Genomic DNA, 13,166 nt, shown 5'->3' on the forward strand with positions numbered 1-13,166 from the left:
ATATTGGATGTAAAGCTGTACTGCCTTCATCCTATCCTCGTAAGAATACATGTTTGCGCAGACCTCCTTCTGGTTCCTGATTCAGGTCCAGGTTTTTGTCCGCACCCCCTTTTGTACATTTTTACTTGACAGTTAACATGGAAAACTGTTTACAGAAATTCAGAATGTGTAATACTGAAAGTAACAAATAACTATAGAAATGGAGGTAAATGATGAGAACTGTAATTTCAATATTACTTGAGGAATATATGGAAGAAGATGACTGAGGGGTTACTGATGCGGTTGTTAGAATTACAACTAAAATCAGTTGCTAGATAGTTATAAGGTGGTGAGTATCATGGCAATTAGGTACATTAATCCAGATAAAGTAATAGAAGACTATAAAAAGAGACACCCAGAGTATACAAGCCATAAACTTACTGTGGCAGTTTATCCTCAGTCATATGTGATAAAAAATGATAATCGAAAGCTTGAAACAGTTCAGAGTGATGATCAAGATATGGTATCATCAGCTGTCTCGAGAGTTTGAAAAAAAGTCTGTAAAAGTTTCTTTGTGAGGTCTTTCATGATACAATCTTATTTCATGAAGTGCCTTTTATTATGGCTAGAAGAGAAAAGAAACCATACTCCACGTTCAAATGACAGATGGCAAGAGAGCCATCATCCAGGGACTTCTTTCGGAGAATGATATCCAGAATGCCAACGACATCCAGGAAGCTCTTAAAGACCTGCTTGGAGGCACCATCAAGGAGATTATGGAGGCTGAGATGGATGACCATCTGGGCTATGAGAAATCCGAACGTAACGGGGATGATGACGAGGACCGTGATTACCGCAATGGCTACAAGACCAAACGGATCAATTCAAGCTATGGCAGCATGGACATTGATGTTCCCCAGGATCGTAATTCAACATTTGAGCCAAAGGTCGTAAAGAAGCGCCAGAAAGACATTTCTGAGATAGATCAGAAGATCATCTCCATGTATGCCAAGGGAATGTCAACAACACAGATATCTGACATAATACGCGATATATACGGCTTTGACGCCAGTGAGGGCTTTATCTCTGATGTCACGGATAAGATCATGCCTCAGATTGAGGAATGGCAGAACAGGCCGCTCTCATCCGTCTATCCGATAGTCTTTATCGATGCCATCCATTTTTCTGTCCGTGATGACAGTGTGGTCAGAAAGCTGGTCGCAGGTCCTGAATTCTCTTAAAAACCGCGGTGTGCAGGATATACTGGTTCTCTGCTCTGATAATCTCTCAGGAATAAAGGATGCCATAACTACGGCATTCCCTAAGACCGAGCAGCAGAGATGCATTGTTCACATGGTACGCAACACGCTCAAATACGTGCCAAACAAAGACATGAAGGCCTTTGCCAAGAATCTGAGGACAATATATACCGCTGCCGATGAACAGGCAGCACTGGCTCAGCTGGAGGCCGTCACAGAGAAGTGGAAACCACAGTACCCATATGCCATGCAGCGTTGGAACGACAACTGGGATGCCATATCTCCGATCTTTAAATTCTCAAAGGACGTGAGAACAGCTTTCTACACGACGAATGCGATAGAATCGCTCAATTCCTCACTGCGCCGTCTGAACCGCCAGAGGAGCGTATTTCCCAGCTCTCAGGCACTCCTGAAGGCCCTGTACCTGGCAACATTTGAGGCAACCAAAAAGTGGACAATGCCAATCAGAAACTGTCACAAAGTCCGCGGTGAGCTGAAGATCATGTACCCCGACAGGCTTCCAGACTGAAACTGATTATAATAACAAATAACATAAACAATCAAAAAATGGGACGTCCAGATTCACTGGGCGTCATTGACATGCCTGTCTTTTTGTGATACAAAAGTAACCATGTGACTTGAATTCCACTGATTATGATTTTTATCTGTATTATGGCTTTCTATCACAGTAACCTTTAGTGAAAGATCTCAATTTACAGAAAAACTTTCATACTCTCACAAAAACAGACCGCTCGTTGGGGAGATTCTCCCCACGCCCCTCTCATCTGTCTGCTTTGCAGCCAGAACATCACCTCGCTTCGCTCGGTTGAATAGTTCCTTCCTGTGTATTTCATTCCAGTCTACTCTTTTTTAAGCAGTTCATCAAGCAGCTTTATCCCCTATGCCGTATATTGAATTTCTCTTTCTTCTTCTGATATAATTTCATAAACCAGGCATCAGAATAAGGAGGTATCGCCATGCCATTTATCAATTCAAAAGTAAGCGTTCAGGTCACACCTGAACAGGAAAAAAAGCTTAAGACCAGACTCGGACAGGCAATATCTGTCATCCCCGGAAAGAGCGAGCAGTGGCTCATGACCGGATTTGAGGACAACTATCACCTGTATTTCCGAGGAGAAAACTCTGAACCTTCAGCGTTCATTGAAGTACAGATTTATGGGACACCATCAGCATCTGCTATGGAACAGCTGACCGGAGAGATTACACAGATATTCAACGAAGTCCTTGCCATATCACCTGATCACATTTATATCAGTTATCACCCTACTGATTACTGGGGATGGAATGGGACTGACTTCTGATTTGTCTTTAACAAAAAACGGAGCGGTGCCTTATGGCACCGCCCCGATTGGATAAAACTATAAACCCATTATGGAAAACTAGCTATCAAATTAATGAACTTCAATCATATGTGAAGTATCTGCTTCGACCTTCTTCTGGTCTTTCTTTGGAAGTTCAAGTGTCAGGACTCCGTTCTTGTAGCTTGCGTTAATTTCCTTCTCAGTGATCTCATCGCCTATATAGAAGCTTCTGCTCATCGAGCCTTCGTATCTCTCTTTCCTCAGATACTTCCTGTCTTCATTCTTATCTTCCTTATCAAGGCCTTTCTCAGCGCTGATGGTAAGATATCCATTCTTAAGTTCTACCTTGACATTATCCTTATCGAATCCAGGGAGATCGACTGAAACCTCGTACTTGTCGCCATTCTCCTTAACATCTGTCTTCATAATGTTCTTTGCATGTCTGCCATAAAGAACCTTGTCAACATCCGGGAACTGTGGCATCCTGAAATCGAACCAGTCATCAAAATCATCATCAAATAAACTCTCACCAAAAATACTCGGCATCATCATACGTCATTCCTCCAATCTGATCTGTACGGCGACATCCGAACCTTATCTGCTGTCGCTGCCTAAATATTTTTTCTGAAGTTCATCGCTTCTGTAAGGTAGTTCTTCTCGCTAAATTCGAGCTTGGCTTCCGCTCGCTCTCATTAATCTCAAAGAACGGGTTCGGAATGGATTCGAACTTCGCTTCGCTTGTTCTCATCTCATTCCTTTCACCCTCACCCTTCGACTATAGTTATATCACCACTTGTTAGCACTGTCAAGCATAGAGTGCTAATTTCACAAATTCTTCACAATTTTAGTACATTTCTTGAAAACAATTCTGCAAACTGGAAGTTGTCGAGATGATCAGTTATCATCATTCAGTTCATCCTCTATTTCCTCAATGGTTGGCATTGATGACTTGATATCTTCAGGCAGAACATTTGTCAGTTCATATTCTGAAACACCAACAGGATATTTGATTCCGTTTGCAGCATATTGTGCCAGAACATTATCCTTTGTCTTACAGATCAGCAGTCCAATAGTCTGTCCGTCCATATCAGACCGCAGCATTCCATCAACAGCCGCGGCATATGTTGTAAGCTGCCCCATATCCCTCGGATCAAATTCTCTTACCTTTATCTCGACCACTACATAGCAGTGCAGATGGACATTATAGAAAAGCATATCAAGAAATTGCTCTGTATTGCCTACTACCAACCTATATTCTCTTCCAAGTAATGCAAATCCTTTCCCCAGTTCCAGAAAAAAATCCTGAAGATTATCCATCAGAGCATCTTTCAGTTCTTTTTCATTATAGTCAGTCCTGAGTGTCAGGAAATCGAAATTATATGGGTCTTTCGTTATCTGCTGTGCCAGGTCGCTCTGCTCTGCTGGAAGGCTCAGTTTAAAATTGGTGACCGCCTTTCCCTTGCGCTCGTAAAGATTCGTATCAAGAAAGTTCATCAGAACAGCACGAGACCAGTTGTTGGAAAGAGTCTCTTTCACGAAGAATAAGGCCTTAGCCCTGTCTCCCTTGCATTTATCAATGATCAGTTTATTATGTCCCCATGGAATCCTGAACACAAGTGCAACGTCACTTTCGTCCCCAAGTTGAGGGCTTTTTAATTCGTCCCCAACCTGGGGACTTTTTTCCATTGCGTCAGGAAACAATTCATAGAACGACCTCATATACTTGAGATTTGTCACTGAAAATGACTTCACTCCCGGAATCGACTTCTGAATATCCCTGCTGATTTTTTCAATATATCCGCTTCCCCATTTACTTTTCGCGCGCATCAAAACTATATCCCGCCCAAGAGTCCAATAAAACCGCAGCATTTCCTCATTGACATGAGTTGCTGCCTTTATCTGACTCTGACGGAACCGGCTACTAATATTCTTAATCCACTCCCTATACTCCCGATCAAAAGCATCCACATTGCTTATTTTATCAGACATGCTCAAAATCCTTTCTTTCCGACAAATTCTAATTTGTGTAAGAATACCACAGAATACATAACTTTTCTACCTGACCTCCTACAGATTTCTCCAGTATAATTTCGATCTGTAGGGTATCCGAGGATTGAAATTCAACGATCCTGATCATAACCCATGATTCTTCTGTATTAAAGTATATTAGTATTAGGTTAATGTTATCACTTTCTTTCATATTTTATTCTTATATCTACAAACTCACTTTCTCAACATACCCATTCATAATTCCCGCTCCATCCATATTTACCACTAACGACATATATGTCGGGAATAGAATGACGTCACGGTTTCCCATTCCTTTGACATTATCCTGATAAGGTGATCATTCTCATATCTATTTGAGCAAAAAAATAACAGTGAGATCCTGTCTCACTGTTATTGATGATTCAAATTATTTAATTTTATTCCCTGATTAGCACATCCTGGCACCTGCCGGGATGTGGTTGTCGAGCATCACTACATGGAGTTCTTCTTCACCATTGCGTTCGTCAACTGCACTGATGATCATTCCACAGCTGTCGATTCCCATCATCTTCCTTGGTGGAAGGTTTACAATGGCAAGGAGAGTCTTTCCTACGAGTTCTTCAGGCTCATAGTACTTATGGATTCCGCTAAGGATCGTACGATCTGTTCCTGTCCCATCATCAAGTGTAAACTGAAGGAGCTTCTTACTCTTCGGAACTGCTACGCATTCCTTTACCTTTACTGCTCTGAAATCAGACTTACAAAATGTATCGAAGTCTACCTCATCTGTCAGGAAGTCCTCAACCTTTACGCCACTGAAATCGATCTGTGAATTCGGAGTAAAGAATCCATTATTGTCACCATTCTGAGTGGATGAGCAACTAGATTTCGTATCTGATGCATCCAGACTCTTGAGCGTTGGAAAGAGGATCACATCCCTGATTGCCTCACTGTTTGTCAGAAGCATGCAGAGTCTGTCGATACCATAGCCGATACCACCTGTAGGAGGCATTCCTACCTCGATAGCATTCAGGAAGTCCTCGTCTGTATGATTGGCCTCCTCATCTCCTGCAGCTGCCAGCTTGTCCTGCTCTGCGAAACGCTCTCTCTGATCGATTGGGTCGTTGAGCTCTGAGTATGCGTTGCACATCTCCCAGCCGTTGATATAGAGCTCGAATCTCTCAACCTTTGACGGATCAGATGGCTTCTTCTTGGTCAGAGGAGAGATCTCGATAGGATGATCCATTATGAAGGTAGGCTGGATCATCTTGTCCTCACAGTATTCGTCGAAGAAGAGATTGACAATATCGCCCTTCTTATGACGGTCCTCATAGGCAATATGGTGGTCGTCTGCTATCTTCTTTGCTTCCTCATCGGATGATACAGCATCAAAGTCCACGCCCGTCTCTTCCTTTATGGCCTCTGTCATTGTAAGCTTTCTGAATGGCTTACCCAGGTCGATCTCTACTCCTGTGCCCTTTTCCTTATCTCCGTAATAGATCTTTGTGCCGCCGCAGACCTTTTCTGCCAGATGGCGGAACATGCTCTCTGTGAGTTCCATCATTCCGTTGTAGTCTGTGTAAGCCTGGTAGAGCTCCATCAGTGTGAACTCAGGATTGTGCCTGGTATCTACGCCCTCATTCCTGAATACTCGTCCGATCTCGTAGACTCTCTCAAGTCCGCCGACGATGAGTCTCTTCAGATAGAGCTCGAGAGAAATACGAAGCTTGACATCCTCATCGAGAGAATTGTAATGAGTCTCAAATGGTCTGGCAGCGGCTCCGCCTGCGTTGTGAACAAGCATAGGAGTCTCGACTTCCATGAAATTCCTCTTGGCAAGGAAATTCCTGATCTCTGCGATGATCTGGGATCTCTTTACAAAAGTCTCCTTGACATCAGGATTCATGATCAGGTCAAGGTATCTCTGACGGTATCTGATATCGGTATCTGTGAGTCCATGGAACTTCTCAGGAAGGATCTGGAGACTCTTGGAGAGAAGTGTGACTTCCTTCGCATGAACTGAGATCTCGCCTGTCTTTGTCTTGAAGACAAAGCCCTTTACTCCAAGGATATCACCCACATCATACTTCTTGAAGTATGCGTATTCATCGTCTCCGAGATCATTCCTTGTGACATAGATCTGCATATCGCCCTTGAGGTCGCGGAGATTAGCAAATGAGGCCTTTCCCATCACACGCTTGAACATCATACGTCCTGCTATGGAAACTACCTTTCCCTCCGGTATATCCTCAAGCGGTACTACCTTTGCCTTTCCTTCCTCGTCAACTGGAGGTACGAATTCGAGCTCATCGAAATGCTCTCGTATATCACTGGTATGATTAGTCTGGTCATACTTAGTGATCCTGAAAGGATCGCGGCCTGCTGCCTGAAGCTCGGCAAGCTTGTCCCTTCTGATCTGTAAAAGCTGGTTATTATCCTGTGAATTATTCTTTGCTGGCATTGTATTCCTTCGTTCTGATCAATCGTTGGTCCTGTATGCATCTGCTATCCTGTAGCTGAAGCTTCCTGCCTCTGTCTCTACAGTAACTGTGTCTCCGCTTACGTGACCTATTATGGCTGCTCCGACCGGAGACTCGTTTGAGATCTTTCCATTGAGGATATCGACCTCGTTGGAACCCACGATCTTGTACTCATCCTCTTCTCCATCCTCGTCAACGAGCTTTACTGTGTAGCCGATATTTATCTTACCTGAATCATCCTGAGCAACGACCTCGGCATCCTTTAAGATCTCCTGGATATCCTTGATCCTGTCCTCGATCTTACCCTGCTCATCCATTGCTGCATCATACTCGGCATTCTCCGAAAGATCTCCCTGCTCTCTGGCCTCGGCGATCTTCTTAGTGATTGCTGGACGCTGCACATGTATCAGATCCTGCAGCTCATCCTCTAGTTTTTTCTTACCCTCTTTTGTCATCAGGTTCTTTTTTTCAGCCATGACAGTGTCCTTTCCTGTATTATCTAAAAATTTTGCCTAAATAGTATATACTTATACCGTATAAAAGTCAATGGCAGCTAGCCTTTAAGCAGACATTCAAATGTTATCACATCATCCTTCCAGGATACGTCTATAGAGCCGTCATACTGCTTTACCAGGCTTTCTGCAATAGAGAGTCCGATCCCGTAGCCTCCCTTGTCCACATTATGCGACTGGTCTGCACGGTAGAATCTTTCAAAGAATTTTGAGTAATCTGTATTTTTCCCATCTGCATAGGTATTCGAAACAGCAAGTCTGATATTTTTTCCCTTCTGCTGAAGTGAGACCTTTATAGCCCCCTTTTCATCGCAGTACTTTATGGCATTGTCTATTAGCAGGGTGGCAAGCTGTCTTATCTGACTCTCTACAGCCTGCATTCTGACCCCATCCCCTATATCCTCGGTGAAGGTCTCCCCTGCATTTTCTGCTACCGGAAGATAGCTTTTCACTGTATCCTTTATTGCCGCTGAGATGTCAGTATCGATCCTGTCCTCAGAACTCTCCTTTTCCTCGGCTCTCACTATAGTCACAAGGTTCTGTATCAGTCCCGTCATGCGGTCGACCTGCCTCTTGGTGGATTCTGTCCATTCATCGCTTCCGCTTATCATCTCCTGGACCTGGACATTGGCCTTTATCACTGCAAGGGGAGTCTTCAGCTCATGACTGGCATTAGTGATAAACTGCTTCTGCTGCTCAGCATTCCTGATCTCAGGAGCTATCACTCTTAGAGAAAGAGCACGAAGAACAAAGAACGAAATAACAGAACCAAATCCTATCAGTATGAGTGCCAGATAAAGGATCCTGTTTGTGATCCTGATCTGATTGGTATAATCGACAAAGGCGACTATTGTTCCCTTCTTTGTCTTCTGGACCTGATAATAATAATTGCCTATGTTGCCAAAATGATTCAGATTGTTCTTTACAGCCAGAGCATATTCCTTGGCATCAGTGATATTTATTGAGGCGATCCTCTCTGCATTTATTCCGGCGACCCTGTCGTTCTTGTCAAATGTCACTGTAAAATATCTGACAGAATACCACTGATCCTTGTTTGTAAGCGCTATTCTTCCGCTACCAAAAAGCGTACTGAGGAAATCCTCTACATCCTGTTTTATTGACCTGTTCCCAGAGATATCCTGTTTGACAGTATCATTACTATCATCATCAGAATCTGAAGGATACTTGCTAACAGTAATCTTTATCGAAGGCAGATCTCCTCCGTTATCGATTATGGCCTGAGTCACTTGATGGGCTTCCTTTCTGGTGACCATCAGAGTACTCACATATATAATCCCGCCAACTACAAGCATCACAGCAATAAAGGAGCACATGGATACAAAAAGGAATTTATTTTTCAGTTTTTTTATCGATTCTTCATTCATGCGACCTCCCGGAAGGATCGGTATCCAGCCTGAATCCGCCTCCCTTTTCTCCATTTATAGTAAGATCGGAATCTATAGCAGTAAGCTTCCTTTTCAGATATGAGATATAAAGCCAGACAGTATCAGCATCTGCTGCCGGCTCGGCTGCCCAGACCTTCTGCAGGATATCATCAGTCGAAAGCTCTCCATCGGCATGGGTCATAAGCAGCTGCATGAGTTCGAACTCCCTTGCGGAAAGCCTTACTGAATTCTCACATGACAGCTCCATCTCCTCTGCTTTAAGCGACACATCTCCGAAGCTCATATCCTTTGGATTATATTCCCTTCCTCTCCTGACAAGAGCCCTTACCCTGGCCAGGAGTTCTCTCATATCAAATGGCTTGGCCAGATAATCATCAGCTCCGGCATCAAGTCCGGCAACCCTGTCATCTACCTCGGTCTTTGCGGTAAGCAGAAGAACCGGGGTAAGGATATTGTTCTCCCTCATGTATTTAAGGACGCCTATTCCGTCCAGCTTCGGCATCATTATGTCAAGTATGGCCGCATCGAAGCTGTCCTGCTCAAGACAGTCTACTGCCTGCTCACCATCATATGCACTTGTGACATCATAGCCCTCATGCGTAAGTATGGCCGTCTCCGCCCTGTTTAAGTCGCGTGTATCCTCTGCCAGCAAAATTTTCATTCTGTCTCACTCTTTCCATTATCTTCAAATATCATATCTCTTATTGTCTGCATAGAAAGATCAGTCGATGCCAGCTCGTCTGCGCATCTTTTAAGCTCAGATGCTATAAGCTCCTCATTCGACTTTCCTATATCATGCTTGTATCTGATATGGTGCTCAAGCGCTGCCCAGGTATCCTGGGAAATCGTCCGAAGCTGGATCTCCGCATAGAATTTCTGATGCATACGAAGGATCATATGATAGCTCCTGTAGCCGTTCGGCTTGGCATGCTTTATATAGTCCTTCTCCTCTATGACCTCCGTACCGGGAAGTGCGATCAGATGATCCCTGAATCTGTAGATATCGTCTATAAAAGCGCATACCACGCGGATCCCGACTGCATCGTAGATCTTTGTAAGAGCAGACTCTGTGGTCACCGGAAGTCCCTTCCTTACGCACTTTTCTCTCATGCTCTCCTCTGACTTGATCCTTGAGAGGCAGTGCTCTACAGGGTCCATACCATTCTTCTGCTTGAGCCTTTCCCTAAGCGTATCGATCTCGTCAAGAAGCTCCTTTTCTATTTTTTCAAGCTCTGGCCTGTAAGGCCCGTATATACTGTTATTTTCATCCATAAAACTGCTCCGGTTTTTGATTTTCTTTTAATTATAACGCAAATATCCGATAATTACTGTTAAAATTCGGTGAATGGTATGGTAACATTATGTGACAGGAAACACTGAAAGGAGACAATGATGAATAAAGGAAGGCTTCTAGGGATCGGTGTAGGCTGCGGCTCATCAGCTGATCTGACCTATGCTGCAAAAAGCGCGATTGAAAATAGCGACATAGTGATCTTTCCCGCAGGTAGCCGCGAGCACTGCAGGGCATATACTATAGTAAGGGATGTGCTAAAGGATGGACAGGAAACAGAATTCTTTGATTTCCCTATGACAAGAGACAGGGACGATCTGATAAAAAGGCACAGTGAGATCTATAAAAGGACCCGTGATCTTCTGGATCGGGGAAAGACGGTTTCATTTATTACTATAGGAGATCCGCTTATATATTCGACATTTTCATATATAGGTGAAATGGCTGAGAGGGACGGTTATGAGATGAAGATAATAAACGGGATCCCATCCTTCCTTTCATGTGCCGGCAGGCTCGCGCTTTTTCTGGGGCAGGAAGATGAAGAGATACATATCATCCCGGGATCCGCTGATCTTAATGATGCCCTATCCCTTAAGGGAATAAAGATATTCATGAAGCTGGGCAAAAAAACTCCGGCCTTAAGGCAAGCCATAAGGACCGGAGATCATACCTTTCTTGGTGCAGTAAGTCACTGCGGGATGAGCGATGAAAGGATCTATAGAGACCTTTCCGAGATCCCTGACGAAATGGCCTATCTTATGACTGCCTTTGTCCGATAAGCCTATCTGTCCTGCTTCTCATAGATAAACCGCATGCCCTGAAGAGTCAGGTCAGGATTGTAAAGGTCTATGCAGTCAGTCTCGCCGGAGATCATCTTTCCAAGTCCTCCTGTAGCGATCACCTTTATATTCTTTTTCCCGATCTCGTCCTTCATATGGTTTATTATATATTCTGTGGCTCCTATCTGTCCGAATACCAGTCCGGCCTGCATGGAGCTTATGGTCTCACGGGCAAGGATAGACTTTGGCTTTACTATCTCGATCTCAGGAAGCTTTGCTGCATCCTCCCAGAGAGCCTTTGCAGCAATCCTTATTCCCGGAGCCGTAACTCCGTAGCGGAATGAGCCCTTTTCATCCACATAGTCATAGGTCGTGGCTGTACCGAAATCTATAACTATAAGAGGCCCTCCATATAGCTCATAGGCTCCGGCTGCGTCTACTATCCTGTCGGCTCCTATCTGGCTAGGCACCTCTGTCTGTATATTGATGCCTGTCCTTACGCCTGCCGCCACCACCAGAGGCCTGGTATCAAAATACTTGATCACAGCACTTGTAAGCGAATGCATGACTGCCGGTACTACTGAGGCGATTATGCAGTCTTTTATCCTGTCATGATCTATACCGTTATTATAAAGTATATTCCGAATAGCTATACCATACTCATCAGATGTGCGGGCTATCCTTGTATTAAGTCTGAAATTTCCTACTATCACACTATCCTCAAATACTCCAAGTGTGATATTGGTGTTTCCGACATCAACTGCTAAAAGCATCCTTACTCCTTTTATCAGAAGAATTCTCTGAAATATTCCTCAAGCTCTCTGAAGAGCTGTCTCTGGTCCTTTTGTATCTGCTTGATCTTAAGAGGTGCGCCTATATTGTCATAGGTCAGATCTCCCTCCTCTGAATCAGTCATCAGATGAAGGCTTCCCTCCTCATCAAAATACAGCTCGATCACTCCTCCTATGTCCTCTGTAAAGAGGACGCACATGATTTGAAGCTCCTTCTTCACCTGATCCGGAAGTCCGTCAAAATCCGGATTCAGATAATATTTTTTATTGTATGCGCTTGCAGCGCAAAGCACTATCCTGTCCTGATACATGATCACTTCTTCATCGTTGCGTAGATTATAGCCTTTATAGAATGCATCCTGTTCTCTGCCTCATCGAATACGACTGAATGCGGGCCTTCGAATACCTCGTCGGTAACCTCCATCTCTCTTAAGCCGTATTTCTCATTGATCTGTCTGCCTATAGTCGTATCGAGATCATGGAAGGCCGGAAGGCAGTGCATGAAGATAACTGAATCCGAAGCATAGGAAAGCGCCTTTTCATTGACCTGATAAGGCTTTAAGGCCTTTATCCTTTCCTTCCATACATTCTCAGGCTCTCCCATGGATACCCAGACATCCGTATAGATCACATCAGCACCGGCGCAGGCCTCCTCAACGCTTTCTGTAAGAGTCACGCTTCCACCTGTAATATCAGCCTGCTTCTTTGCATACTCAACAAGATGGCTGTCCGGGAAATAATCCTTATTCGTACATGCCACAAAGTCCATTCCCAGCTTGGCACAGGTGACCATAAGGGAATTACCCATATTGTATCTGGCGTCCCCCATATAGACAAACCTGACTCCCTTAAGTCTTCCCAGATGCTCCTTTATGGTGAGCATATCAGCTATCATCTGGGTAGGATGGCTTTCGTTTGTAAGGCCGTTCCATACCGGCACTCCGGCATACTTTGCGAGCTGCTCGACTATTTCCTGACCGAAGCCTCTGTACTCTATACCGTCAAACATCCTCCCGAGTACCCTTGCCGTATCCTTTATGCTCTCCTTCTTTCCTATCTGTGAGCCCTTGGGATCCAGATAGGTAGTCTGCATTCCCATGTCATGCGCTGCCACCTCAAAGGAGCATCTCGTCCTGGTGCTGGTCTTCTCAAAGATCAGGGCGATATTCTTTCCCTTCAGATAATCAAGCTGTGATATGCCCTTTTTCTTCTCGTCCTTAAGTCTTGCCGACAGATCGATAAGTCCCTCTATCTCATCTGCTGAAAGGTCTGTCATTTTAAGAAAACTCTTGCCATATAAATCCATTGTCAAATCTCCTTTGCATTCTTATGATTATAAGCTATTTATATGATTCCGT

General features: G+C 44.1%; 13 protein-coding genes and 1 pseudogene. 4 read left to right on the forward strand and 10 right to left on the reverse strand.

Annotation, left to right across the window (positions count from 1 at the left end; translation table 11 throughout):
- The first annotated feature begins 337 nt into the window (after positions 1-337).
- From ACTNCK_RS07020 to ACTNCK_RS07030, 3 genes and pseudogenes are all read left to right on the forward strand, one after another.
- The gene (locus ACTNCK_RS07020) at positions 338-529 is read left to right on the forward strand and encodes a hypothetical protein (RefSeq protein ID WP_441081792.1); all 192 of its coding nucleotides are present in this window, start codon (positions 338-340) and stop codon (positions 527-529) included.
- Positions 530-638: 109 nt separating this feature from the next.
- Positions 639-1,767 (forward strand): annotated as a pseudogene (locus tag ACTNCK_RS07025) (IS256 family transposase).
- 448 nt (positions 1,768-2,215) lie between these two features.
- Positions 2,216-2,560: a phenylpyruvate tautomerase MIF-related protein gene (locus ACTNCK_RS07030; RefSeq protein WP_441081793.1), complete on the forward strand. Its 345-nt coding sequence runs from the start codon at positions 2,216-2,218 to the stop codon at positions 2,558-2,560.
- A gap of 90 nt (positions 2,561-2,650) precedes the next feature.
- Here the strand turns inward: ACTNCK_RS07030 and ACTNCK_RS07035 are convergent, their stop codons facing one another.
- The 7 genes from ACTNCK_RS07035 to ACTNCK_RS07065 all read right to left on the reverse strand — a co-directional run bounded on the left by ACTNCK_RS07035 (position 2,651) and on the right by ACTNCK_RS07065 (position 10,219).
- A complete protein-coding gene (locus ACTNCK_RS07035; protein ID WP_441081794.1) occupies positions 2,651-3,112 on the reverse strand; it encodes an Hsp20/alpha crystallin family protein in 462 nt (153 codons plus the stop codon).
- A 342-nt stretch (positions 3,113-3,454) separates the two neighbouring features.
- The gene (locus tag ACTNCK_RS07040; protein ID WP_441081795.1) at positions 3,455-4,549 is read right to left on the reverse strand and encodes a PDDEXK nuclease domain-containing protein; all 1,095 of its coding nucleotides are present in this window, start codon (positions 4,547-4,549) and stop codon (positions 3,455-3,457) included.
- A gap of 448 nt (positions 4,550-4,997) precedes the next feature.
- Positions 4,998-7,010 (reverse strand): lysine--tRNA ligase, encoded by a 2,013-nt coding sequence (gene lysS, locus ACTNCK_RS07045; protein WP_441081796.1) that lies wholly within the window; start codon positions 7,008-7,010, stop codon positions 4,998-5,000.
- 18 nt (positions 7,011-7,028) lie between these two features.
- A complete protein-coding gene (gene greA, locus ACTNCK_RS07050; RefSeq protein WP_441081797.1) occupies positions 7,029-7,505 on the reverse strand; it encodes a transcription elongation factor GreA in 477 nt (158 codons plus the stop codon).
- A gap of 77 nt (positions 7,506-7,582) precedes the next feature.
- On the reverse strand, positions 7,583-8,926 hold the full coding sequence (locus ACTNCK_RS07055; RefSeq protein WP_441081798.1) for a sensor histidine kinase: 1,344 nt from the start codon (positions 8,924-8,926) through the stop codon (positions 7,583-7,585).
- Positions 8,919-9,608 carry a response regulator transcription factor gene (locus tag ACTNCK_RS07060; RefSeq protein WP_441081799.1) on the reverse strand — a complete coding sequence of 230 codons (690 nt, stop codon included), beginning with the start codon at positions 9,606-9,608 and terminating at the stop codon, positions 8,919-8,921. The genes ACTNCK_RS07055 and ACTNCK_RS07060 overlap by 8 nt, the downstream gene beginning before the upstream one ends.
- The gene (locus tag ACTNCK_RS07065; RefSeq protein WP_441081800.1) at positions 9,605-10,219 is read right to left on the reverse strand and encodes a GTP pyrophosphokinase; all 615 of its coding nucleotides are present in this window, start codon (positions 10,217-10,219) and stop codon (positions 9,605-9,607) included. The genes ACTNCK_RS07060 and ACTNCK_RS07065 overlap by 4 nt, the downstream gene beginning before the upstream one ends.
- A 117-nt stretch (positions 10,220-10,336) precedes the next feature.
- On the opposite strand from ACTNCK_RS07065, the gene ACTNCK_RS07070 reads away from it, so the two are divergent.
- Positions 10,337-11,017, forward strand: coding sequence for a precorrin-2 C(20)-methyltransferase (locus tag ACTNCK_RS07070; protein WP_441081801.1), 681 nt, complete (start codon positions 10,337-10,339; stop codon positions 11,015-11,017).
- A gap of 2 nt (positions 11,018-11,019) precedes the next feature.
- Here the strand turns inward: ACTNCK_RS07070 and ACTNCK_RS07075 are convergent, their stop codons facing one another.
- The 3 genes from ACTNCK_RS07075 to argF are packed head-to-tail and all read right to left on the reverse strand — an operon-like array spanning position 11,020 to position 13,114.
- Entirely contained in the window at positions 11,020-11,790 is a 771-nt protein-coding gene (locus ACTNCK_RS07075; protein ID WP_441081802.1) for a type III pantothenate kinase, read from the reverse strand.
- A 14-nt stretch (positions 11,791-11,804) separates the two neighbouring features.
- Positions 11,805-12,119 (reverse strand): DUF6145 family protein, encoded by a 315-nt coding sequence (locus ACTNCK_RS07080; protein WP_441081858.1) that lies wholly within the window; start codon positions 12,117-12,119, stop codon positions 11,805-11,807.
- A 2-nt stretch (positions 12,120-12,121) separates the two neighbouring features.
- Positions 12,122-13,114: an ornithine carbamoyltransferase gene (argF, locus tag ACTNCK_RS07085; RefSeq protein ID WP_441081803.1), complete on the reverse strand. Its 993-nt coding sequence runs from the start codon at positions 13,112-13,114 to the stop codon at positions 12,122-12,124.
- Between the last annotated feature and the right edge of the window lie 52 nt (positions 13,115-13,166).

Source organism: Candidatus Weimeria sp. HCP3S3_B5 (assembly GCF_052064335.1).
Classification (GTDB): Bacteria; Bacillota; Clostridia; order Lachnospirales; family Lachnospiraceae; genus Weimeria.

Bases quoted from the DNA above. Each gene is read 5' to 3' on its own strand.
- ACTNCK_RS07080 (WP_441081858.1), bottom strand. From the start codon at position 12,119: ATGTATCAGGACAGGATAGTGCTTTGCGCTGCAAGCGCATACAATAAA.
- ACTNCK_RS07055 (WP_441081798.1), bottom strand. From the start codon at position 8,926: ATGAATGAAGAATCGATAAAAAAACTGAAAAATAAATTCCTTTTTGTA.
- ACTNCK_RS07035 (WP_441081794.1), bottom strand. From the start codon at position 3,112: ATGATGATGCCGAGTATTTTTGGTGAGAGTTTATTTGATGATGATTTT.
- ACTNCK_RS07040 (WP_441081795.1), bottom strand. From the start codon at position 4,549: ATGTCTGATAAAATAAGCAATGTGGATGCTTTTGATCGGGAGTATAGG.
- ACTNCK_RS07030 (WP_441081793.1), top strand. From the start codon at position 2,216: ATGCCATTTATCAATTCAAAAGTAAGCGTTCAGGTCACACCTGAACAG.
- ACTNCK_RS07060 (WP_441081799.1), bottom strand. From the start codon at position 9,608: ATGAAAATTTTGCTGGCAGAGGATACACGCGACTTAAACAGGGCGGAG.
- ACTNCK_RS07075 (WP_441081802.1), bottom strand. From the start codon at position 11,790: ATGCTTTTAGCAGTTGATGTCGGAAACACCAATATCACACTTGGAGTA.
- greA (WP_441081797.1), bottom strand. From the start codon at position 7,505: ATGGCTGAAAAAAAGAACCTGATGACAAAAGAGGGTAAGAAAAAACTA.
- ACTNCK_RS07070 (WP_441081801.1), top strand. From the start codon at position 10,337: ATGATGAATAAAGGAAGGCTTCTAGGGATCGGTGTAGGCTGCGGCTCA.
- argF (WP_441081803.1), bottom strand. From the start codon at position 13,114: ATGGATTTATATGGCAAGAGTTTTCTTAAAATGACAGACCTTTCAGCA.
- ACTNCK_RS07020 (WP_441081792.1), top strand. From the start codon at position 338: ATGGCAATTAGGTACATTAATCCAGATAAAGTAATAGAAGACTATAAA.
- ACTNCK_RS07065 (WP_441081800.1), bottom strand. From the start codon at position 10,219: ATGGATGAAAATAACAGTATATACGGGCCTTACAGGCCAGAGCTTGAA.
- lysS (WP_441081796.1), bottom strand. From the start codon at position 7,010: ATGCCAGCAAAGAATAATTCACAGGATAATAACCAGCTTTTACAGATC.